Genomic DNA, 23,519 nt, shown 5'->3' with positions numbered 1-23,519 from the left:
TAATGAATAAAAATTATTGTTTTAAGATAAAAGCATTTCCCTCTTAAGGTTGCCCATCAAACAGACTTCTTTCCATTCATCTTCTGTCACGGGTTGCACTGATAAGCGGCTGGCTTTGACCAGCGCCATATTTGCTAGTTTGGGATTGGCTTTAATTTGTTTTAATGAAACAGGTGTTGGCATGTCACAAAGTGCACGGATATCCACACATTCCCAGCGTGGATCAGAGCTTGTAGAATCAGGGTGTGCTTCAGCACATATTTCTACAATTCCTACAATTTCTAAACCTTTATTTGAATGATAAAAAAAACCTTTATCACCATATTTCATAGCGCGCATATTGTTACGGGCTTGATAATTGCGTACACCATCCCATTGTTCGCCATCAGCTCCTTTTTTCTTTTGCATCTCCCATGACCATTTATGGGGTTCAGATTTAAAAAGCCAATAAGCCATGTGTTCACCTTTTTCATAGATTGTTATGCATTCGTCGTGTCCAATTTTTTATAAGTATCTTTGTAATATCATCAAGGGTGATTTTTAAAATGGAGTAAAGAACGGGCATTATCTGTTTTTTCTTATTTCAAAATAACTTGTATATAGAAAAATGCGCTCCATTGATATTTCATGTTGTATAAAGGTATTTTGCTTATCTTGTAGCAGAAAAATATATCAGTGTATCGCGAAGTAATAGACTTAAAATTGCTCAGCCATGTGGAAGCTTAATCATCTTTTCAGCTGCTGTTTGAAATGTAGTTACTATAGGATCATTGGAGCATTGCGTTGGAGAGAATTTAGCAAGAAAATTGGTTCTAAAAAGCTTTAAAATTACAATGACAATGAAACGAATAAATGGTCAAAGATGATGAGGTCAACGAATGGCATTCATATCTATGCTTTGTGGGATAGAGTGCGTCTTATTATGCTGTAAAATACCGTCATTTGAAGTGTAATGATATAAGGCAGTTTTTTGAAACATGAAGTTTTTAAGAATGTGTGGTGAATATTTAGGTTTACGTGTCGATCTTTGGGTTAAGTGAATTGTGTGAGTGGGAAGCAGATGGAATCTGCTCGATAGAGAATTCGGACTATCTATAGACCGGATTGAGTAGAAATCTTCGTTCTTTAAGATGTGTGTAGGACGTCAATTTTATTATGCTTTTGTTCCACGGCGTCCCATCCCGATCAAGGGCGGGGCTTTTTCATCTAATGGCCAGCGTGAGCGGGGTGCAATGTCAAGAGAGCTTGTTTCTCCTCGTACGAGTTTTTGTGCACCGGCAAAAGCAATCATTGCAGCATTATCGGTACACAAGGAAAGAGGAGGGGCTATAAATTCAAAACCATGTTGATGGGCAAGTTCTTGCAACGTAGAGCGAATGGCTTGGTTTGCGGCAACACCGCCTGCGACAACCAAAGCAGGAGAACGCTTTTCTTGATTATCAGAGAGAGGATATTGGTGGGCAAAGTGTTGTAGGGCTAGGTGAATACGATCATGTATTGTATCGGTCACGGCGGCTTGAAAACTTGCGGCAATGTCAGCAATATCATTTTCTGTAAGGGGAGCTATGGCTGTTGCGGCTTGTCGAACAGCAGTTTTGAGTCCTGAAAAAGAAAAGTCTAACCGTTTTTCACCTTTTAAAGGTCGTGGAAGAGGGATGCGATTTTTATCACCAAATAAAGCTGCTTTTTCAAGTGCTGGTCCACCAGGATAAGGAAGACCTAAAAGTTTTGCTGTTTTATCAAAGGCTTCTCCTAATGCATCATCAATAGTGGTTCCTAAACGTTGATAGTTGCCTACTCCATGAACAATGATTGTTTGTGTATGACCTCCTGAAACTAAAAGTAATAAATAAGGAAAGCTGACGTTGTGCGTTAACACGGCTGTTAAAGCATGTCCCTCTAAGTGATTTACCGCAATAAATGGTTTGCCAGTGGCAAGAGAGAGTGCTTTTGCGCTCATAACGCCTACCAACAATCCTCCTATCAAACCAGGCCCACTGGTGGCTGCAATGCCATCAATATCTTTTAATTTTGTGTTTGCTTCTGTTAGTGCTTGCAGAATTAAATGATCAAGAACTTCAACATGGGCACGAGCAGCAATTTCAGGAACAACACCGCCGTAAGGTGCATGGTGATCAATTTGACTCCAAACAACATTGGAAAGAATTAGGCTGTTTGATTCGTTGTTATATTCAATGACAGCCGCTGCCGTTTCATCACAACTTGTTTCTATTCCCAGCAGACGCATTTTAAACAAAACCTTATATTGAAGCTTCTTTCCTGCGTGCGTACCATGAACAGAAAAAGATGCAAAGTATTTCTCTTAGAATTGTTTTTTCTATGAAAAATATGTGTTTTGGCATTTTCTTTGAATTTTATGATATCGTTGATTAAAAAATAAAGCTGTATTTTCGAGTATAAAATGCAAATGTTTTTTAAAAACTTGTCTATTAAAGGCGATACTTGTAAATATTATTGAGAAAAGCTGCGTTTTTAAAACTTTTTTCATTTTATTATTTTATCATTAAAAAAAAGTGTGCACGAAAAGTGACAGAGATGGTCGATTCTTCAAAACCAAAAGTTAAACCACATTATGCTGGTACGCGCCGTAAGAAACCAGTTATTGAACATGAAGCTGTTCCCCATGATTCAGAGGAAAAAATCCATAATTCTGTAGAATCTCAAGCGCGAGAAGAACAGAATATGCAAGGTCAGGATAAAAGTATCTCTAGTACAACTTGGCTTTTCTTATCCCTTTCTGGGATTTTGGGGGGATTCATTGCTTTGGGAATTTTTATGGGGCTTCAATGGGCTGGTTTTTTTCCTTCTCCTTTTGTGGAAAATTCTGCTAGAGGAGAAAAAGCTTTGCAGATTGCTGAAGCCGCAAAAAGTCAAGGTGAAGACACAAAGGAACAATTGAGGCGGGTCTTTCAAGAAATTGATACGTTAAAAACAGAGTTTTCTTCTTTTTCATCACAACAGTTTAAAACAACGAAAAATGATGAACTATCGAAAGAAGAAAGCAAAAAAGCTTTTGCGATTTTAGAGGAAAAAGTAAAAGCTCTTGAAGAAATTGTACAAACTTTTGTTAGAAAGTCGAAAGAGATAGAGACGGCTTTGTCTGTTGGGCAGAGCAATGCAAATGATCTTGCTGCGTTAAAACAACAGTTAGAAGCACTACAGGAAGAAACTGCTGTTAAAAATAGTGAGAAAAAAGAAATAGATACCGCGCTCTTTACTGCAATTAGTTCATTAAAAAATGCTGTAGAGCGTGGTGGATCTTATAATAATGAATTAAAGCTGTTGCGGCAATTATCGCCTTCGATTAATGGACTTGATGTGTTGCAAAAAACAGCTACTGTGGGTCTTCCAAGTTCAGCACAACTTTCAGTTGATTTTGCTCATGTTGCTGATGCAATTGTTGGTACGCAAAATCTTGTTGCGTCAGATGCTGGTTTTTTTGACCGAATTTTAGCGTGGATAAAAGGGCTCATTGTTTCGCGACCGATTGGAAATGTTGAAGGGACAACGCTGGGGGCTATTGCGGCACGCATGGAAGTTGCCATTCAAGCTGGTGATTACGAAAAGGCTTTGAGCGAATGGCAATCATTGCCCCAAAGTGCAAAAGATGTTTCAATGGATTTTGTTAAGCAGCTTGAAAGACATATTGCTATTCAACAGTTGTTGCAGCAATTGTTATTGTCTGTGCAACAAGGATCTTTTAAAGCAACAAAGATGTAAATAGGCCCAAGATGATACGTGTTTTTATTTATATTTTTGTTGTTTGTATCCTCGGTTTAGCTTTCACGTGGGTTGCTAATCACAATGGTATTTTTGTTCTCACATTTTTGCATTTCAGATTTTCTGCTTCATTTCTTACAGTGTTAAGTGTGCTTATTTTGTTTTTTGTAACGCTGGTGCTTTTATGGTGGTTATTGGCTTTCTTTTTTTCCATACCGAATGCTCTTTGCAATTATTTTTATAAACGCCATCAAAAGCGTGGTTACGAAGCTCTTTCAAAGGGGATTCTTGCAACTTTTGCTGGTGATAGTATGGTTGCGCAAAAAATGGAAGCACGGGTTGCTAAATATCTTGCAGGAAAACAAGAGCCATTGGTAAAACTCTTACAAGCGCAAACCTTGTCTTTACAAAATGACTCTGTTCGCGCCATCGGTCTTTATGAAGAGATGAGAAAGGAAGATCCGACAAAACTGGTTGGACTTTATGGTTTGTTTCGTGAAGCGATGAAGAGTAAAGCTTATGAAGCAGCGCAACAATATGCCGAAGAGGCACTGACTTTATCGCCAGCACTTTTATGGGCGCATCAGGCGGTGCTTGATCGATTAAGTACTGAGGGTAAATGGGATAAGGCACTTACTGTTTTTGAAAGAACGCAAAAAGCTCTCCCGCGTTCTGTTCGCGCGACTCCAGAGCGGCAGCATATACAGGTTTTACTACTAAGTGGGCAGGCACTTTCTTTGTTTGATACACATCCTGTACAAGCACGTGAAGCTATTTTGAAAGCCCATAAATTGGCGCCTGATTTTGTTCCAATAATAGTTATTGCTGCTGATATTCTTTATAAATTAAACGAAACGCGTAAAGCGGATAAAATGATTATAGCGGCTTGGCAAAAGGAGCCTCATCCTGACTTGGGAGCGCTTTATCTTGAAAGAGAAGAAGGAGCCATTGGGCGATTGAAAAGGGCTAAGACACTTGCTTCTTATAATAAAGATGCATTTGAGTCGGCTTTCCTTATTGCTAAAGCAGCTTTGGATGCTGGTGAAACAGCATTAGCAAGAGAGAAGGCACAAAAAGCATTACAATGTCATCCACGGGAAAGTGTTTATTTATTGTTGGCAGATATTGAAGAGGCACAGGGAAACAATCAAGGTGCTGTGCGTCAATGGCTTTCTTTAGCACTTCGTGCTGAACGTGATCCAGTGTGGATGTGTGATGGGGCCATTTTTTCTTCTTGGTCAGCGGTTTCTCCAATCAGTGGACATTTGGGCTGTTTTGAATGGAAGGCGCCTCCTTGTATGCCTTCTCTCACATTAGAGGCGGACAATATTGTGTCGAAAAGGCAAGACAAAGAGTATGTTATGGGAAAAAGTGATGATGTTGGAGATAAGAAGCTTGAAAAATTAACACCTATAGATGATTCTCTTTTGCATAATGTGCAGGTGGAGAAACAAGATATAAAAGAAAAAGATGTAAAAATGTTCAGTCAAACTCACTTAAATGTTGATGATCCAGGGGTTAAAACAGAAGAAGAAACATCTTTATCGAGGAAAAAATTTCGTTTATTTTAAATTGCACCAATGTGATAATACGAATGTTTTCTCAGAAGAAACAATTGACCTAGAAGAAAAAATATCGTTAGTCTTGTCCAATAAAATTATTCTCTTATGCTTTAAAAATAAAGTTTTGCTTGGTAGCAGAGGTGATTGGTTAAAAAATGTTTTTAAATCAGAGATGTCTTGATAAAAAACAAAAAAATAACAAACCAAGGATTGCTGTCGTTATTCATCGGCGCTCTACCTATACTGGTCGGTTGGGAAAATTTTTACAACAAAATGGTTTTGTTCTTGATATTTATCGTCCTATTTTTGGACAAAAACTCCCTGATACATTAGAGCATTATGCCGGCGTTGTTATTTTAGGGGGACCGATGAGTGTGAATGACAGCGAAGCCTATATTGGTGAGGAAATTGATTGGATTTCGTTATCACTAAAGGAAAATAAGCCTTTTTTGGGTATTTGTCTTGGAGCACAAATGTTAGCGCGAAATCTAGGGGGGCGCGTTGGTACAAGAAGTGATGGGACTGTTGAAGTCGGCTGGTATCCACTAGAAGCAACCCCACAAGGGAAGGAATTGATGAATTGGCCAGAGATGGTCTACCATTTCCATGATGAAGGTATTTATGATTTACCGAAAGAGGCAATGCTTTTGGCAACAGGGAATACATATCCTACACAAGCTTTTCGTTATGGAAACAATGCATGGGGCTTGCAGTTTCATGCTGAATTTACACGCGCTATGATGCGGCGTTTGGTCGTGCGTTCGGCACATAAATTGACTGAAAAAGGTGCTCAACCTGCTTGTGCACATTTGAAAGGTCGTTTAATCTATGATCGAGCTTTGAGCCAATGGTTTGAAAGCGCATTACACCAGATTTTTTGTACACCGCCCGTACTTGTGTGATTGTTGACAACGAATTGATTTATATAGCTAATTCACGGTTTTGTATATTGAATGAGAACCCCGAATATAGTAAGGTTTTTTCATTCCAAACCTGTGTATGTTGACTCAATAAAAACCTCTTGTTTGCATGTCACAAGTAGGGCTGGCGTGTGGGCAAAAACTGTATAAGAAAAGACTAAAAATGCTTCTTATGAACTGTCTTAAGTGCCAAGGGCTGTCGCAACATTTGGGGGCTAGCCAAATATAATGATGGTGCTGGCTTTGGGGTCTCCATAAGCGTAAAGATGGGGGGCTCAATGGCTTTATCGTTAAGAAACACTATTCATTATCATTTTTGTTGTGCTGTAAAACAGTATGGTTTAAACTAGAGGTAGAAAATCTATGTAAAACTTTACACATGAGGTGTTTTTTGTTAAAGGGTGTAATGGGTTTTTTTTAAGAAAATCTTGTTTATTGAGCTTATGAGATACTGTACTTTAGAACGTGTATAGGGACTTCTTGAAGTGATCAGTAGATAAAATCCGGTCGATTAAGAAGTTGGATTGTGTATAAACTGAACGTGGTTGGGAATCTTTATCCTTTTTAGGGTGGGGAGGAAGTTAAGAGATAAAGAAAGTTTGAATATTGTCTAAATCCTTTCAAATACCATCATCACAAAAAAGTTTTTCTTTGAGTTATTTAATTTGTGGGCTCTTTTGTCTTGCTCTGATATTTATTTATAGCGCACTCTGGTTTTTTTTTCGCGTAAAATAGAAGACTATGTTTCTAATATATTCACAAAAGTATCTTCCCATAATATGGCGGCGGTATGTGAGAATGTGCACAAGGATGGTTATCCTTTACGTGTCGGTGTTGTTTGTGACAAGTTTCAATTTTCTTGGCCTTTACATGGGGTTTCTGTATCGACGGGGCGTTTGACAGCTGGTGCACCAATTTACGCACCTCATTTGGTTGAGTTTAATGTTCATTCTCCTGCATTAATTGTTTTTTCCGGAAAAACTCCCATAGTATCGCATTGGCGCAATTTGGTGATTGAAACAGAGCCTTATTGGAAAACGGGTAAAACATTGAAGTTTATAGCTGAAGGGCTTGAGATTTCATCTTTTTCCTCTTCCCCTGAAGATCAAAAGCTTCAAGAAGCATTAAGAGCACCAACGACAGATAAAAAAACGACACAAGAAAATATTGAAGATCCGGCATCTTTGCAAAATACGCATGACGTGATTATTCAGCCGTTAGAGCCACAAGATATGCTTCAAAAAATAACGGCAGAATTTTTGCGTTTTGATCTAAAACATGAAAAGAATAATTTATCGGGACATATAACTTTTGACGGTTTTGATGCTTCTCCCTTTTTAAAATCTTCTTTTGTTGATATTCCTAAAATTGATGGCAATTTGAAATGGATTTTAAATGACATGTCTTTTCTGTCTGAAGATGAAGAAAAAAATTGGCAACAACGACTGTATGGAAAAAGTGGACTTTTAAAGCAAGGTGAATTGACTTTTCATACAGGTGGTGCAGTGCGTATTAGTGGACCTTTTTCTTTTGATGATGAAGGATATTTGACAGCAAAATTTGAACTTGTCCTTATTCAGTCTATGAAGCTTCTTGACACTCTGCAGCGCTTATTTCCTGGGCAAGCCAATAATCTTCAAGCGTTATTTTTTATTTTGGGTGCTTTGCCTAAAAATGCGGATGGCGCTCCCGTTCTTTCCTTGCTCATTAACAATGGGTGGGTAAAATTAGGCTTTTTAAAACTTGGTCGTCTTGCTCCACTTTAGGTATTGTACCGAAGCCTTTTTTCATCTTTACTACCAAATTTCGACTTTTTCTGATTTTCACACTTTTTTGCAATTTTAGAGTGTTAAAAATTTATTTTAACAAAATGCGTATTTAATGGTAAAAAAATAGCTATAAAAATAAAAAATTACCACCTACTCCTAACCCGTCCAACCTCTTTTCACTTAGTACAAAATCTTATGTCAAACTACATATAGCAACAGTGTTTGTATGGAAAAGTGGTATTTTAAAGTATGCTGAATTGCCTTTTTATACAGGTGGTGTGGTTCTTTTTAGGAACCTTTGTCTTTATATATGGAATGAGCATATTGCATATATCTGTTTGGGTGTAACCTCTTAAAACAAGTAAATAGCCTAGTTGTAGGAAGATATGAAGTTGTAAAGGGGAAAATCAACATCCATCTTTACTGTCATTTTTTATTCGATTTTACGCATTTCAAAAGCAATTACAGTTATATCTTTTAAATAAACGGATTAAGCTTATCCTTTTATTTCTGATATTTTTTAATGAAGCTATATGTCTTCCACGTAAAACAGAATATATTTGTATTGCATATTTACGCATTTGTTAAAAAAATATTTCTCAGTGCTTCCTATTTCACGATGTCGCCTGTGAATGGTATAAGGATAAAGCCATTAAGCACCATCATCTTTTCGGTTACGGAGTAACAAGCTAGGGGAAAACATCATCATATTATATTTGCTTATATTTGCTAATTCTCAATCTTACTGCAGCTTTTGACACTTGAGGCGGTTTATGAGGGGCATTTTTAGTCCTTTCTTTACTGTTTTTATCTATTCGGCTTTCCCATTTGCAATATGCAAGGGGAAATGGGGTTAATTAATTGAATATAAATAGATTTTAAATGAGACAAATTTAGAATATCGGATTATCATAAAAATGATAAAATTATGATTGTAAATCAATATATTATATTTTTATGATGAAGGATATTTAACAGTAAAATTTGAATTTATTTTTTATTTTGAGTGCTCTGTCTAAAAATGCGGGATAGGGTTTCCGTTCTTCCCTTGTTGATTAGTCATGGATGGATAGAACGGAGCAAAAGCTTAGCTGTTTTGTACTGCTTTTAAGTCTGAAAGTTTATATTTTTAGGGTGAGAAATCAATCCTGTTGTTTTTTTGAAATTGTTGCAAACAATTCTATTGTGATAAATAGCGAGATTTTTATTTTTGGTGTTATGTCTAAAATGCAAACTTCTGTTCTGTCTTAGTTGGTTTGTTATGGTGGTGGGATAGAACGGGAGATTGAGAGGGTCGTTTTGTATTTTCTTTAGGTTTGAAAGCCAATATTTTGAAGTTGAGAAATCAATCCTGCTGCAAAAGTAAAACGAGAAATATTGAGATCATTTTCAATAAGGGCGCTAATGCGGTTTGTAATGTTGTGAATATGATCTTCTTCTGTTTTTTTCCAAGTGTCAAAAGGATCTTTTTTCTTTCCATAATTTTTGAGGATTTTCATAACGATTTGCCGAAAGCTTTCAGAAACATTTTCTTTGGCTTGGCTTAAAGCCATACTATCATAATAATCTACTACAGGAATTATACGACTTGCTTCGTTAATGCGGTTTATACGAATGATTTGCGCAAGTGAAAAGTAGATCTCTGCGGTTTTAATAAGATCACTGTTGCTTTGTTTTGCAATCAAAGAAATATCACAGATTGTTGAAGCAGCTTCCAAGAGAGCTAATTGTTTCGCTAATGCTTTTGGTGCTCCCTCTTCGCTGTAGTGTAATGCTTTTTCTTCAATCTTTTGCTTAATATCGTTGCCGTGAGAATGCATAAGCTCTTTTTCAATAACGCTACGGGCTTGTTTTATTGTTTTTACAATTTCTTCTAATGGACGTGAGAGATCTATGTTGTGCAAACCCCAATTGGTTGTTTCAAAGAGCATTGGTGTCATTGTTGCGTAGAATTTATTTTGGACAAGACCGAGTATTTTATTATCAAGCTTATCAATTTGCTCAGACAATTGAGGAATTTCGAAACCATCGCGGATGGCAATGAAAACGCGAATAATATTTTCAGTCTTTTGTTCTGTTGCATCATGTAGTCTATTAACAAAAGTGGGGCCTCCACGATTTACAATATCGTTGGCAATCAGCGTTGCGATAATATTACGACGCAATTGATGGTTAATAACTTCCTTCTTAAAATTTTCTTGAATTTGGGTTGGAAAATAGTTCAGCAAGGCTGTATTGAAATAGTGATCATCAACAATGGGGCTATTAGCAATTTCTTCTTTTAAGGTCAATTTAGCATAGGCAAAAATAACGGCGAGTTCTGGACGGAGAAGACCTTTGCCTTGGGTTGTTCTTTGTCGTAAAATTTGCTCATCAGGGAGTATTTCAACTCTGCGATCTAGAAGCTTTTTTTGTTCCAAGTCGTGCATAAAGCGTATTTGATAGGGCAAATCAGCAGTGCTCTGGTTTTCCGCCAAAGAAAGCGCAAGAGGTTGTAGATAATTGTTGCGCAAGACGAGTTGCTCGACTTGAGGCGTCATTTTTTTCAAGAGCTTATTGCGTTCTTCGCGAGTTAACGTTTTGGCACGTAGTGCTGATGCAAGAACAATTTTGAGATTGACCTCAATATCAGAACAATTCACACCAGCAGAATTGTCAATGGCATCCGTATTGCATCGACCACCATTTAAGACATATTCAATCCGTCCACGTTGTGTAACACCAAGATTAGCTCCTTCACCAATAATTTTTGCACGCACTTGTTCTCCGGTAATGCGTATTGCATCATTTGCGCGATCACCTACTTGGGCATCATTTTCTGTTGCAGCACGGATATAAGTACCAATGCCACCGAACCATAAAAGATCAACAGGGGCTTTGAGAAGAGCAGAGATAATTTCAAAGGGTGTTCCTGTTTGTTTTTCGAAACCAATGGCTTGTGCTGCTTCAGGTGAGAGGGTAATGGTTTTTTCTTTTCGTGAGAAGATACCACCGCCCTTTGATAATTTGGTTTTATCATAATCCTGCCAGCTTGAGCGAGGTAGTCTGAAGAGACGCGTACGCTCTGCATAGCTTTCGTCTATGTTCGGATCTGGATCAATAAAGATATCGCGGTGATCAAAAGCGGCAATCAATTTTGTTTGTTTGGAAAGCAGCATTCCATTGCCAAAGACATCACCAGACATATCGCCAACACCGACACAGGTGAAGGGCGTTGTTTGAATATCGTGATTAAATGACTCTCTAAAATGTCTTTTGACGGCTTCCCATGCACCTTTAGCTGTAATACCAATGTCTTTGTGGTCGTAACCTGCTGAACCTCCAGAGGCAAAAGCATCATCAAGCCAAAAGTGGTTTGCTTGGCTGATGGCGTTGGCTGTATCAGAAAAAGTTGCTGTTCCTTTGTCCGCTGCAACAACAAAATAGGGATCAGGGTCATCATGACAGATGACATTGTGGGGAGAACTTATTTTGCCGTTAATCAGATTGTCTGTAATGGAGAGCAAAGCTGTTATAAAGTCTGTATAAGCTTGTCGTGCTGCTTCTATGATGACAGCACGGTCATTTGTTTGGGGAAGCCGATGGGGATAGAATCCACCTTTTGCACCTGCAGGAACGATAACCGCATTTTTAACTTGTTGGGCTTTGACTAAGCTAAGCACTTCGGTGCGGTAATCTAATGCACGGTCAGACCAACGAATGCCGCCACGAGCGATAGGTCCAAAACGCAAATGGACCCCTTCAACTTCTGGTCCATAAACAAAAATTTCTCGGTAAGGGCGCGGTTCAGGCAAACCTTCAATCTGGCGTGGATTTAATTTGGTGGCTAAAATACGCCGTGGACTTCCATCAGGAAGAGTCGTAAAGGCATTCGTTCGTAAACTCGCCTCGATAAGGTTACAATAACGGCGTAAAATGAGATCATCATCTAAACCAGAGACTTTCCGTAATTTTTCTTCAATGCGCTTTTGAATAACTTGTTGGTTTTTTTTCCGTTCTTTTTCTGTATGGCTTTGATGAAATTTTAAATGAAATAAAGCATAAAGATCTTGGGTAATGTCAGGATAAGCATTTAAAGTTTGGGCAACGCGATCTTGCGAATAAGGAATTCCAGCTTGTTGGAGATAGCGCCCATAATGGCGCAAAATAACAATTTCATGCCAATCAAGCTCAGCTGTTTGGGTGAGAGCATTAAAGCCGTCATTATCAGCATTTTGTGCCCAAATGGCTTCAAAGGTTTCGGCGTGTTTTTGACCGTCTTTTTCAAAATCGATACAGTGTTGGAAAGTACTTTCTAGCTGCATATCATGAAGATACACAGAGCGTCCATTGCCATCTGGTAATTCAAGGGTTTGTTCAGCAATAACGCGAAACCCCATATTTTCAAGGAGTGGTACACGTTTGGAAAGGGCAAGTGCTTCATGGCGGTGAAAAAGCCGAAGAGAAATGCACTGTTTTTCTTTGTTTTGTGCGTGATAAAAGATCACGAAAAGGGGCTTTTCATCATGAAGACTTAGAATATGTCCGGCATCGTTAATAGCGTCTTCAGCTGAAAATAAATCACGATAGCTGTTGGGGAATTCACTGGCTAGACGTGTTTGTTGCTCTGTTATTTTCTTGTTAAGAGCGATGGCTTGAACCCTGTCTTCCCAACTTCGTGCAATCGAACGTACATGTTGTTCAAGTGTGGAGCGCTCGTGAAGGGGAACAGTTTCGTTTCCTTTGCGATGGATGATATAATAGACACGTATAAGGGTGCTTTCCAAAAATAGCGGATAAGATTCAAAAAAGTCACCTTTATAAAGCTCTACAAAATGTTCGCCAACTTTTTCACGCAGGCTGCTGCTATATTGGTCACGCGGTACGTAGACAAGGATAGAAACAAAGCGTCCAAAAGAATCAGTGTGGGCAAGAACCCGTAAACGTGGGCGCTCATCTAATTGTAGAATAAGCTTAGTGTTTTCTGTCAATGTATCAACATCAGAGCGAAACATTTCATCTCTTGGATAGGTTTCTAAAGCACTGATGAGTGCTTTTCCTGAATAATCGGCGTGATTGTGTCCAAGACGTTGAATAATAGTTCGGGCTTTTTCTTTTAAGAAAGGAATTTTCAAAATAGAACGTGTATAAGCTGAGGAGGTAAAAAGCCCTACAATGCGTAATTCTCCACAGAGTTGGTTTTCTTTATCAAAGATTTTAAGACCAATATAATCGAGCCAAACAAAACGGTGAATTTTGGAGCGGCTGTTCGCTTTTGTCACGATAAACAGATTATCGCTTTCCATGAAGGATAAAACTTCTTGAGGAGGTTCTTTCATACTTTTATCGTCAACAATATGAATAGAAGCATCCGTGAGTATACCAAGTTCAATATTACTTGCCGTAAAGGATTTTAGGGGTTTTTGGTCTTTAATGAAGTTGTAAGTGCGCATACCAAGGAAAATGAAATTATCGTCCATTAGCCAGTGAAGAAACTCAATGGCCTTTTCGCCTTCTTGTTTGTAGTGCGGGGGAAGACTTATTTGGTAGGCATGAATATGCTTTTCAACTTCTTCAAGCATAGGTTTCCAGTCTTGTACAGCAGCATTAACCTGTTCAAGAACTAAGGTGAGTTCATTTTCAAGTTTTTGTATTTGCTGTTTGTTTAATGACTCGATGTGAATTTGCATCAGACTGATGCGTTTTCCAGAAGCACAATCAATAATGGGGTGTGCAATCAAATAGATATGGTTTTTGTGTTGATTAAAAACATTTAAAATAGAATCCAGAAGGAAGGGTTTGTTATCATTGACAAGCGTGATAACGGTTATAGGTCTGTTACTGCGGGTTAAATTTTGCTCAAAGCAGATGGTATTTTTTCCCGTCTGATGGAGATTAAAAGCTTTTACCGCGATGGCTGTGGCTTTTTGAAGTTCTTCATTTTCATAATAAGCAATATCTTCTTTATCGGTTTGGGCAAAAAGGATTTGTTCTATTTTATCTTGGGTGTTTTTTGTCTCTGTTTTTTTTTGTTGCAACACATTCACTCTCCCTTTTTGCTCTTAAGGGGTCTTTATTAAAAGCAGACCATTATATTTTTTATATACTGTAACACCTTCTTTCTAAAGAAAATAGCTCTTTATTTGGAAAGAATGAGTTTGTTTTTGCTATTTTTTAGTAATATTTTGTACTTTAAAGAAATATTTTGCTTCAAGGAAAGGGCACTTTTAGTATTTTTGTATGTTAATAGTTTGTTTTTTTAAATATATAAAATGAAAGTAAAAAAAGAAGCAAAAGTAAAGAGAGAATGGCGCATTTACCAGAAAGACTTTTAAGTGGTTACCAAAACTTTATAAACAATCATTTTTTATATAAAATAGCAGATTATCAGCAATTGGCGATTGAGGGGCAGAAACCTGAAGTTTTGGTCATTGCTTGTTGTGATTCGCGTGCAGTACCAGAAATGATTTTTGATGCTAAGCCAGGGGAAATTTTCACCCTGCGCAACGTGGCGAATGTGGTTCCTCCTTTTTCTCCTGATGACCAATATCACGCAACATCAGCAGCTCTTGAATATGCTGTGCAATTGCTTGAGGTGAGACATATTGTCGTTTTTGGTCATGCCCATTGTGGAGGCATTCGTACTGCTCTTAATGAGACATATAAATCTTTATTATCAAATGATTTTATCGGTCAATGGATAAGTCTCTTAGCACCAGCAGCAGAAATCGTTTTGAATAATAAGTCGCTGTCTTGGCCAGAAAAACAGACGGCATTAGAGCAGCTTTCTATTCGCCATTCGTTGAGAAATTTAGAGACGTTTCCGTGGATAAAGCTTCGCAAAGATCAAGGTTTTTTGACATTGCATGGTGTTTGGTTTGATATCTCTAGCGGAAAATTATGGAGCATGGAACAGGAAACAGGTTGTTTTATGCGTGTTGAAGTTGAAAGTTTTGAAGTATAGTATTTGTTGTTTTTATTTCTTCGTATAAAAAGATATTTTATGATAAAACTTGACAAAGCTGGGGTTTTATTGTTTGAAGGAGCAAGCTTTCAGTGACAAAATTAACTTGGAGCCACCGACTGAGACCCCAGTTTAAGGGTATAAAGAGATCTCAGAGGTCAACATCCGACGGCGCGATGCGTTCTCGGATGCTATTTTGGTTTGTTTGTTATGCAACGATGAGGTAAATGATGTTTGAATCCTTGCAAGAGCGACTTGGTTCTATCCTGTCTCATTTGACGGGACGTGGCGCTTTATCGGATCAGGATGTTGTAGAGGCGCTGCGTGAAATTCGTCGCGCTTTATTGGAAGCTGATGTTGCTCTTGATGTTGTGCGCTCTTTTACCGATAGAGTTCGGGAAAAAGCTGTTGGGGCCGAAATCGTTAAATCAATTAAACCAGGCCAAATGGTGGTTAAAATTGTTCATGATGAATTGGTTCATATTCTTGGAAGTGAAAGCGTTCTGAGTGATTTAAATGCACCAGCTCCAGTTGTTATCATGATGACTGGTTTGCAAGGTTCGGGAAAAACAACCACAACAGCAAAGCTTGCAAAACGTTTTACTGATAAGCACAATAAAAAAGTTCTCATGGCGTCATTAGATACACGCCGTCCCGCTGCACAGGAGCAATTGCGCCAATTGGGAGAACAGGCAAAACTTGCAAGCTTGCCTATTATTGCGGGTCAGCTGCCCGTTGATATTGCATCACGTGCCGTACAGGCTGCTAAATTGGGTGGTTATGACGTGCTTCTTCTTGACACAGCAGGACGTAATCATATTGATGAAGCTTTGATGCTCGAATTGGCTGAAATTAAAGCATGTTCCCTTCCTCATGAGATTATGTTGGTGGCTGATAGTTTGACGGGGCAAGATGCCGTTCATCTTGCTCGTTCTTTTGATGAGCGTGTAGGGATTACGGGGATTATTTTAACACGGATGGATAGTGATGGGCGTGGTGGCGCTGCTCTTTCTATGCGTGCTGTTACAGGTAAACCAATTAAAGCAATTGGAACTGGTGAAAAAATAGATGCTTTAGAAGAATTTCATCCCAGTCGTATTGCTGATCGTATTCTCGGAATGGGGGATATTGTTTCTTTGGTTGAAAAAGCTGCTGAAACAATGGATCACGAGAAAGCTGCTGCTTTTGCAAAAAAAATGCAAGCTGGAAAATTTGATCTGAATGATCTTGCAGAACAGTTGCAGAAAATGAAAAAACTGGGTGGAATGGGCGGTATTATGGGCATGTTGCCAGGAATGGGGAAGGTCAAAGAGCAGATTGCGGCTGCGGGGTTTGATGATCGTTTGTTTGATCGTCAATTGGCCATTATTTCATCTATGACACCCAAAGAGCGGGCGAATCCAGAGCTTTTAAAACATAGCCGCAAACAACGAATTGCTAAGGGGTCTGGTACGACAGCGGCTGATATTAATAAACTTTTGAAGATGTATCGCCAAATGGCTGATATGATGAAAGCCATGGGTGGTAAAGGAAAAAGTGGTTTTATGGGAAAAATGTTGGGAGGCCTTGGTTCCAAAATGGGTTTTGGTGGTATGGGAAACTTGGGAGGGGATTCTCCAGCTATACCGGATTTGTCGGGATTGGATCCAAAGCAATTCTCAATGCTTCAAAAGCAAATTGAAAATGGTAATGGAGGGAAGCTCTTGCCCGGACTTCCTAAGCGTGGACCTACATTTCCTGGTATTTCCAATGGCATTGTCGATGGGGGAAATTTTCCTCAGCATCCTAAGAAAAAATAAGATGTAAAGAGGGAAAGGAATATAATGCAGGAAACAGTATTAAACGAATTAGCACATTTACGAGCATCCATTGATAATTTTGATGCAACCTTGATTCATATCTTAGCAGAGCGGTTTCGTTGTACGAAAGCTGTTGGGCGCTTAAAAGCCCGTTATGATTTGCCTAAAGTAGATCCTCTGCGTGAGCAATATCAGGTAGCGCGTTTGCGGCAATTGGCTATAGATAGTCATCTTGATCCTGATTTTGCTGAAAGATTTTTAAAATTTATTATTAAAGAAGTTGTGAGTCATCATGAAGTTATTGCTGAAGAGCAAAAAACAAAAAAGTCAATTTAAACGAAAGCCAGAGCTGACAATAGGAGATAAAATATGGCATTGAAAATTCGTTTGTCCCGTGGAGGTTCAAAAAAACGTCCTTACTATCATATCGTCGTTGCAGATGTTCGTAGTCCGCGCGATGGGCGGTTTCTTGAACGTGTTGGTGCATGGGATCCAATGTTGCCTAAAGATGGACCGAGGGTGAAACTTAATGAAGAACGTATCCAATATTGGCTTGGGCAAGGGGCTCAACCAACAGATCGCGTTTTACGGTTTTTAGATGCAGCTGGCTTGAAAAAGCGTCCAACTCGTAATAATCCACATAAAGGTGAACCGGGTAAAAAAGCACAAGAACGTATAGCAGCAGCAAAGCAAGCGGCAGAAGAAGCAGCGGCAGCGGCTGAAGCAGAATCTGCTACAGCATAAGAAGCATGATTGTTTAATCAACGTGTTTTTAAAAGCTTTAGAAAAATAAATATTATCCGTTTTTGTCTATCAAAAACGGATTTTCTTTAAAAAGCTGCTTGTTTAAATCCGCGCTGTTTTTTTTTAATCAATGGTTTTAAAAATCAATGGCGCGGCCTTTAATTTCCCAGTCTCCATAGCGGGAAGGGTCTTTGCCGCCGCGTCCGCCGTTTTCTAAAGGTTGTTCTTTTTTTGTTGCGCGTTTTCGTCTTTCTTCAGCTTCTTTAAGGGCGCGTTGTGCTGCGGGAGAAAGAGATTGCTGTTTAATGACAGTTGCATTTTTTTTGCTTGTTTTCTCATCTTTTTTATTCATTTTACACCTATTCCATTGAAGAAGTAGAAAGAAAACACCATCATATAGTATTGATTGACTTTTATCATGGAGTTTTTTGAGTAATGAATATAATGCGTACAGCTATGCTTTTGGCTTTTTTAACTGCTCTCTTTATGGGAGTTGGTTATCTTGTTGGAGGGGGTAGTGGCATGGTCATTGCTCTTTTAATGGCAAGTGGTTTAAACTTTTTTTCTTATTGGAATTCAGATAAAATCGTTTTACGCATGTACGGGGCGCGTGAAGTTGATCAGCATTCAGCACCAGTTTATTATAAGATTGTAAGCGATTTAGCTAAAAAAGCTTCTCTTCCTCAACCAAAAATTTATGTTATTGAGAATGCACAGCCAAATGCTTTTGCAACGGGACGTAATCCGCAAAATGCAGCTGTTGCTGCAAGTACTGGGTTGTTAGAGCGGTTAAGCGCTGAGGAAATTGCCGGCGTTATGGCGCATGAGCTCGCACATATTGAGCATCGCGATACGTTAACAATGACTCTAACCGCAACGATTGCAGGGGCAATTTCAATGCTTGGTAATTTTGCTTTCTTTATGGGAGGACAGCGTAATTCTTCAGAAGATTCTCATGGCGCTGGGGCAATTGGAGGATTTATTGCATTGCTCGTGGCGCCTTTTGCAGCGATGCTGGTGCAAATGGCGATTAGCCGTACACGGGAATATGCTGCGGATCGTAGAGGGGCTGAAATATGTGGTAATCCTTTATGGTTGGCTTCGGCATTGCGTAAGATTGCTGATGGGGGACGTGGGGTATATAATGAAGAAGCAGAGCATAATCCAGCAACCGCGCATCTGTTTATTATTAATCCTTTGAGCGGTGAGGGAGCGGATAGTCTTTTTTCGACACATCCAGCAACTGCAAATCGTATCGCTGCTCTTTATCGGCAAGCAGAAGAGATGAAAGGGGCTCTTGCCAAAAGTGTGGGATGGAATAAAGAAGACGCTATACATGAAAAAAGCAGCGGGATGAACTATGGAGATTTTCATAGTGGTCAGGCTCATGCATTAGGTGAGCAAGAAAACAGTTCTTTTCAGCGTGTTACAAAACGTCCTTCTTGGCTTCGTTATGAAAATTCAAAAAGATCTCGTTCATAGAATTATTGAGAGAGCTCTTGAGAAAACTGTGATATAAAGGTGGTGTTTTGAAACACAAAAAAGCGGGGCATGTGTCTGAAAAAAATGTTCCAGGATTAGCTGTTCGACAGGTGTGTGTGCGTCTTTTGGGGGCGGTAGTTGATAAGTACACGCCTCTGTCTGGTTTGACGGATAATGAACACGGACATCCACAATATTTGAAGCTTTCACAACGAGATCGTTTGTTATGTCGGGCTATTTTAACAGCTTCATTGCGTCATCGAGGGCAGATTATGGCGGCTCTCTCACGCTTTTTGGCGCGTCCTTTGCCTTCACAAGCACTTTCACTTCAGCATCTTTTGCATATCAGTGTTGCACAAATTCTTTATCTTGATATTCCCGATCATGCGGCTATTGATTTAGCTGTGCGTGTGGCGAAACTTGATCCTCGAATGCGCCGTTTTTCAGGGGTGGTGAATGCTCTTTTGCGCAATGTTGCACGTGAGGCAGAGCCTTTACGCCAACAAGTTCCTACCATTGAAGGTGTGCCAGCGTGGTTTGGACAGCTTTTAATATCAGCTTATGGAACAGAAAAGGTACATCAGATTATCGCAATTCAAAGTGTGGAACCTCCTTTCGATTTGACAGTGAAATCTGATAGTGGTGGATGGGCTGAAAGGCTTGGCGGTGTGGTATTGCCCAATGGTTCTGTTCGATTGAAGCGTCTGGAGTGTTCTGTTTCTGATTTACCAGGCTATCGTGAAGGGTCTTGGTGGGTCCAAGATTTTGCAGCAGCTTTGCCTGCTTGTTTACTTGGGAGTATTGAGGGTAAACGCGTTGCTGATCTTTGTGCGAGCCCTGGAGGAAAAACAGCACAATTGGCTTTGCAAGGGGCTGAGGTGACTGCAATTGAGCTTTCTGCTAACCGCATAAAGCGTTTAAAAGAAAATATGGAACGGCTTCATTTTTCAGTTCATATTTGGCAGGGCGATGTGAAAAATTTCCATTCAACACAGCTTTTTGATGCGGTTCTTCTTGATGCTCCTTGTTCTTCTACAGGAACAATCCGTCGTCATCCAGATATTTTATGGACGAAATCGAGGGAAGATATCGTCAAGTTAGTGGCGTTGCAATATGATTTGCTTGTCGCAGCAATTTCTTTGGTGAAGGTGGGGGGGCGGATTGTTTTTTCCAATTGTTCATTGGCAAGAGAAGAAGGTGAAGATCTTATTGAGAAAATTTTATCGACACGCAATGACATTGTTTTAGACCCTATTTATCCAGAGGAAATGGGAGCACTGGAACATTTGCTTTGTGGGGGGATGTTACGGACAACGCCTGCGGATTTTTGTCATAAAAATTTTGATGCTGAGAAAACCGTATTTTTAGGAATGGATGGTTTTTTTGCTGCGCGCTTACGAAAAATTGCTTAATTAACGCTTCATTTACAAAAATGGTCGAAATTGTATTTGATTCAGCATAAATGGAGATGAAATTTTGGCGGTTGCGGTAAAAGCTCCTCAGGTAAAAGTGGCAGCCTGTATCGATACGATACAGAATGTTATGCGGCGTTTATGGGTTGGACCATTGTTTCGTTGGCGATTTTCAGGGTTTCGTCCTCATAAAATTTTAGCGCATCCCATGGATTTGCATGTAGCTGATCCGATGATGGCGCATGAATTTTATCATGGTCGTTTTGCTTTTGCTGGTCACATTGTTCATTCTGGTGCTGTTTCGCCGTTTTCATTGGTTCCACCAACGCTAGAATGGGAAGCGGCTCTACATGATTTTCATTGGTTGCGCCATATGGAGGCAGCAGGAAGTGATTTAGCTTCTGCACATGCACGCTCTCTTTTAGAAGACTGGTTTGATCATGCTGGCAAGAAGGTAAAAGGGCTTGCTTGGAGTGATCCTGTTGTGGCGCGGCGCTTGATTTCATGGATTTGTCATTCGAAAATGTTGTTAGAAGGGGCAAGTGAACGGTTTGAAAAACGCTTTTTACGTGCACTTGGTTTGCAATTTCGTTATTTGCGCGTAACAATTTGTAGTATGGAGCACAATGATCAACGTTTACAAGCAGCAGTGGCTTTGACATTCGCATCTCTTGCTTTGCCTGTTTCTGCGGCAGTGAAAAAAAAGGTACAAACCACACTTATAGAGGAGCTTTCCCGTCAAATCTTAGTTGATGGTGGGCATATTTCCCGTAGTCCTGTTATTTTGCTGAATTTGTTATCGGATTTATTGTCGTTACGGCATCTTTTTATGCGTAGCAATGAAACAGCACCCCGTATTTTGATTGATTCTGTTGAGCGTATGTTGCCAGCTTTACGATTCTTTATCCATGAGGATCAAACGTTGGCCCATTTTAATGGGGTTGGTCCCCTTGTATCGGAACGATTATCATCACTTTTGGAGCTTGATGAAACAGGAGGACATCCTTTTAGTTATGCCCGTTATTCAGGATTTCAGCGCTTAAAAGCCAATCAAACAACAGTGCTTGCAGATACAGGAAAGTTTCCACCCCGCTCTGTAGCACAGCAGGCTTGTTCGGGGTGTTTGTCTTTTGAAATGTCTTCACAAGGGCACCGTTTTATTATCAATGCCGGTGTTAATCCTGATGGGCGGGAAGAGTATCGACATTTAGGGCGTGTTACTGCAGCACATTCAACAGCTACGCTTAATGATTGTTCAGTGGGTGCTTTTTATCATAAAAACAAAAATGGCGCGCCTTTTTTGTTTGATGGACCAACAGACGTTCAAGTGTGCCGTATAGAGGATTCAGAGAAGACGGGTTTTATTGCGAGTCATAATGGTTATATGCGACCCTTTAATCTTATTCATGAGCGTGGTCTTATTTTGGCGACAAATGGAGATACGATTGAAGGTTTTGATCGCTTTTTTATGCCAAATAAAGGGGGAAAGAGACACAAGAGTGTGCAAAATGAACAAAATCATGTTGCTGTTCGGTTTCATCTTCATCCACAAGTTGAAGTTAACTATGATGGCAAACGTGTGTGTTTAGCCGTAAAGAACGAGAACGTGAAGAGTGAACAAATATGGTATTTTATATCGCCTGACGCAGATATTTGTCTTGAAGATTCGATTGATTTTGCAGAATTAACAGGTCCACAACGGACACAACAGATTGTTTTATATTTTCGTCCTGCATTTCAGGAAAAAGTTCGTTGGCGTTTTATCCGTAAAGCGTTTGATAAAAAATTAGAACATTGTTCCAACCCATAGTATATTGCGTTTTATTTTGCGTGTCGCAAAACATTATTGTTTATTGTGGTAATATTCTCAAAATTTGAAGATCATATCAATTTTATACACGAAGCATTTTTTGGGAGTATGGGTTGGATGTTTTTAGGCAAGGTTTGCTCATAGAATCTCATGAGGTGATGCTAAAGGAATTGGCTTCAGAAAAAAAGGTTTTTGAAAGACCATTGTTGACAGATGAGTACTAGTTAAGGATTTTGATCCTTTAAAGATATAGAGAGAAAATTAAGTCGTTCTTATCTTCGATAAATTTTTAAGTGTGCTGTTGGGATCAATATTTCTCTCTGAGAGAGTTGCATTAATAGGATTACGTTCTTCACGAAAAACAGAGCGCTATTGTATTGTATATTCACGAACTTATTTTAAAGAAAAATTCCTTAACGCTTCCAAGCTATTTTGCGACGATGCCCGTGATGGGTATAACGGTAAATCCATTAAGCCCCCCATCTTTATGCTTATGAAGGAGCAGTTCGGCACTATCACACTATTGATCAGTGCCAATGTTTGTAACAGTTCTTGGCACTAGAGATGGTTCATAAGAGGCATTTTTAGCTTTTTCTTAATAGCTTTTATCCATACAGCTCCCCCGCTTGTAACGTGCAGGCGAATGGTTTTGGTTGATTCAACATACATAGATTTGAAATGGAAGAATCTTACGGTGTTCGGGGTTCTAATTTAATATGAATAACGCTAAATTATCATTATAAATCAAATGTTGTACATTACAGAAGCACTGAAAATTTGAGAAACAATACATTACAATGGTCGAGAAAAACAACTCTTCTGCTCTTTGTTATTATACTAAAAATGAAGTTATAATAACAAACCACAAAATGCATGCTTTTTCATAGCAAAGCATTCTCTCAAATATTTCAAACAACTTTCATAAAGATTTACGCGAATAACGTCGTGCAATTGAATCAATATCACCTCGACAAATTCCAAGATCGCTGAGTTCATATGTTGAAAGACGACTTAACGCATTAACGGTTCGACGATAACGGCGCCAATTACTATAAAAACGTAGAATATTCATATCCCCTACTCAAACTTTTCATTACACTCTTTAGTTTAAGAATAGAGTATATTACTAAAAAGAGTTGTGTTATAATATCATAGCAGGTATGCATCTAATACAAGATAATGTCCCTTTAACATTTTTCTCATGCGAAAGGGTAACCATTAAAAACATCAACAAGAACATCTTATCCCTAACCAATGGCTAAATTATGTGCATTTTCTGCGGTGATAAACTTTTTCACGTGTAGCTTCTTTGGATTGAATAACTGCTTCCATTTCAA

The 23,519-nt window shown here is 39.1% G+C and carries 15 protein-coding genes and 1 pseudogene; 11 read left to right on the top strand and 5 right to left on the bottom strand.

All coding sequences use genetic code 11. The features are described 5' to 3' along the window. Window positions 1-21: 21 nt before the first annotated feature. Together ACFIQE_RS00200 and tsaD are read right to left on the bottom strand one after the other, a co-directional pair. A complete protein-coding gene (locus ACFIQE_RS00200) occupies window positions 22-456 on the bottom strand; it encodes an EVE domain-containing protein (protein ID WP_375620936.1) in 435 nt (144 codons plus the stop codon). A gap of 697 nt (window positions 457-1,153) precedes the next feature. Further along, window positions 1,154-2,248 (bottom strand): tRNA (adenosine(37)-N6)-threonylcarbamoyltransferase complex transferase subunit TsaD, encoded by a 1,095-nt coding sequence (tsaD, locus tag ACFIQE_RS00195; protein WP_375620937.1) that lies wholly within the window; start codon window positions 2,246-2,248, stop codon window positions 1,154-1,156. 308 nt (window positions 2,249-2,556) lie between these two features. Between tsaD and ACFIQE_RS00190 the strand changes: the two genes are divergently transcribed. The 4 genes from ACFIQE_RS00190 to ACFIQE_RS00175 all read left to right on the top strand — a co-directional run bounded on the left by ACFIQE_RS00190 (window position 2,557) and on the right by ACFIQE_RS00175 (window position 7,989). Beyond that, window positions 2,557-3,741, top strand: coding sequence for a hypothetical protein (locus tag ACFIQE_RS00190; RefSeq protein WP_375620938.1), 1,185 nt, complete (start codon window positions 2,557-2,559; stop codon window positions 3,739-3,741). Between the two features lie 11 nt (window positions 3,742-3,752). After that, a complete protein-coding gene (locus tag ACFIQE_RS00185) occupies window positions 3,753-5,312 on the top strand; it encodes a heme biosynthesis protein HemY (protein WP_375629062.1) in 1,560 nt (519 codons plus the stop codon). A gap of 146 nt (window positions 5,313-5,458) precedes the next feature. Further along, window positions 5,459-6,205, top strand: a complete 747-nt coding sequence (locus tag ACFIQE_RS00180; RefSeq protein ID WP_375606037.1) for a glutamine amidotransferase — start codon at window positions 5,459-5,461, stop codon at window positions 6,203-6,205. A 728-nt stretch (window positions 6,206-6,933) separates the two neighbouring features. Next, a complete protein-coding gene (locus ACFIQE_RS00175) occupies window positions 6,934-7,989 on the top strand; it encodes a DUF2125 domain-containing protein (RefSeq protein WP_375620960.1) in 1,056 nt (351 codons plus the stop codon). A 1,313-nt stretch (window positions 7,990-9,302) separates the two neighbouring features. On the opposite strand, the gene ACFIQE_RS00170 is transcribed toward ACFIQE_RS00175, so the two are convergent. After that, a complete protein-coding gene (locus ACFIQE_RS00170) occupies window positions 9,303-14,012 on the bottom strand; it encodes an NAD-glutamate dehydrogenase (protein WP_375707173.1) in 4,710 nt (1,569 codons plus the stop codon). Window positions 14,013-14,278: 266 nt separating this feature from the next. Between ACFIQE_RS00170 and ACFIQE_RS00165 the strand changes: the two genes are divergently transcribed. The 4 genes and pseudogenes from ACFIQE_RS00165 (at window position 14,279) to rpsP (ending at window position 17,478) form a co-directional block, all read left to right on the top strand. Continuing rightward, a complete protein-coding gene (locus ACFIQE_RS00165) occupies window positions 14,279-14,935 on the top strand; it encodes a carbonic anhydrase (RefSeq protein ID WP_375612226.1) in 657 nt (218 codons plus the stop codon). Window positions 14,936-15,165: 230 nt separating this feature from the next. After that, the gene (gene ffh / locus ACFIQE_RS00160) at window positions 15,166-16,734 is read left to right on the top strand and encodes a signal recognition particle protein (protein ID WP_375640027.1); all 1,569 of its coding nucleotides are present in this window, start codon (window positions 15,166-15,168) and stop codon (window positions 16,732-16,734) included. A gap of 24 nt (window positions 16,735-16,758) precedes the next feature. After that, window positions 16,759-17,087: pseudogene (locus ACFIQE_RS00155) on the top strand (chorismate mutase). A gap of 16 nt (window positions 17,088-17,103) precedes the next feature. After that, window positions 17,104-17,478: a 30S ribosomal protein S16 gene (rpsP, locus tag ACFIQE_RS00150; RefSeq protein WP_375612227.1), complete on the top strand. Its 375-nt coding sequence runs from the start codon at window positions 17,104-17,106 to the stop codon at window positions 17,476-17,478. A gap of 136 nt (window positions 17,479-17,614) precedes the next feature. Here the strand turns inward: rpsP and ACFIQE_RS00145 are convergent, their stop codons facing one another. Further along, the gene (locus tag ACFIQE_RS00145) at window positions 17,615-17,830 is read right to left on the bottom strand and encodes a DUF1674 domain-containing protein (RefSeq protein WP_375606032.1); all 216 of its coding nucleotides are present in this window, start codon (window positions 17,828-17,830) and stop codon (window positions 17,615-17,617) included. An 83-nt stretch (window positions 17,831-17,913) separates the two neighbouring features. Between ACFIQE_RS00145 and htpX the strand changes: the two genes are divergently transcribed. From htpX to ACFIQE_RS00130, 3 genes are all read left to right on the top strand, one after another. Beyond that, window positions 17,914-18,960, top strand: a complete 1,047-nt coding sequence (htpX, locus tag ACFIQE_RS00140; RefSeq protein ID WP_375639955.1) for a zinc metalloprotease HtpX — start codon at window positions 17,914-17,916, stop codon at window positions 18,958-18,960. A 47-nt stretch (window positions 18,961-19,007) separates the two neighbouring features. Further along, window positions 19,008-20,372 carry an RsmB/NOP family class I SAM-dependent RNA methyltransferase gene (locus ACFIQE_RS00135; RefSeq protein WP_375639960.1) on the top strand — a complete coding sequence of 455 codons (1,365 nt, stop codon included), beginning with the start codon at window positions 19,008-19,010 and terminating at the stop codon, window positions 20,370-20,372. Between the two features lie 64 nt (window positions 20,373-20,436). Continuing rightward, window positions 20,437-22,182 carry a heparinase II/III family protein gene (locus ACFIQE_RS00130; protein ID WP_375707172.1) on the top strand — a complete coding sequence of 582 codons (1,746 nt, stop codon included), beginning with the start codon at window positions 20,437-20,439 and terminating at the stop codon, window positions 22,180-22,182. 919 nt (window positions 22,183-23,101) lie between these two features. On the opposite strand, the gene ACFIQE_RS00125 is transcribed toward ACFIQE_RS00130, so the two are convergent. Continuing rightward, complete coding sequence (locus tag ACFIQE_RS00125) at window positions 23,102-23,254, bottom strand: DUF1127 domain-containing protein (RefSeq protein ID WP_273790070.1); 153 nt, start codon at window positions 23,252-23,254, stop codon at window positions 23,102-23,104. Between the last annotated feature and the right edge of the window lie 265 nt (window positions 23,255-23,519).

It is taken from the genome of Bartonella sp. AA1HLJMS (assembly GCF_042197445.1).
Classification (GTDB): Bacteria; Pseudomonadota; Alphaproteobacteria; order Rhizobiales; family Rhizobiaceae; genus Bartonella.
This window is presented reverse-complemented; position numbering and strand designations above follow the sequence as displayed.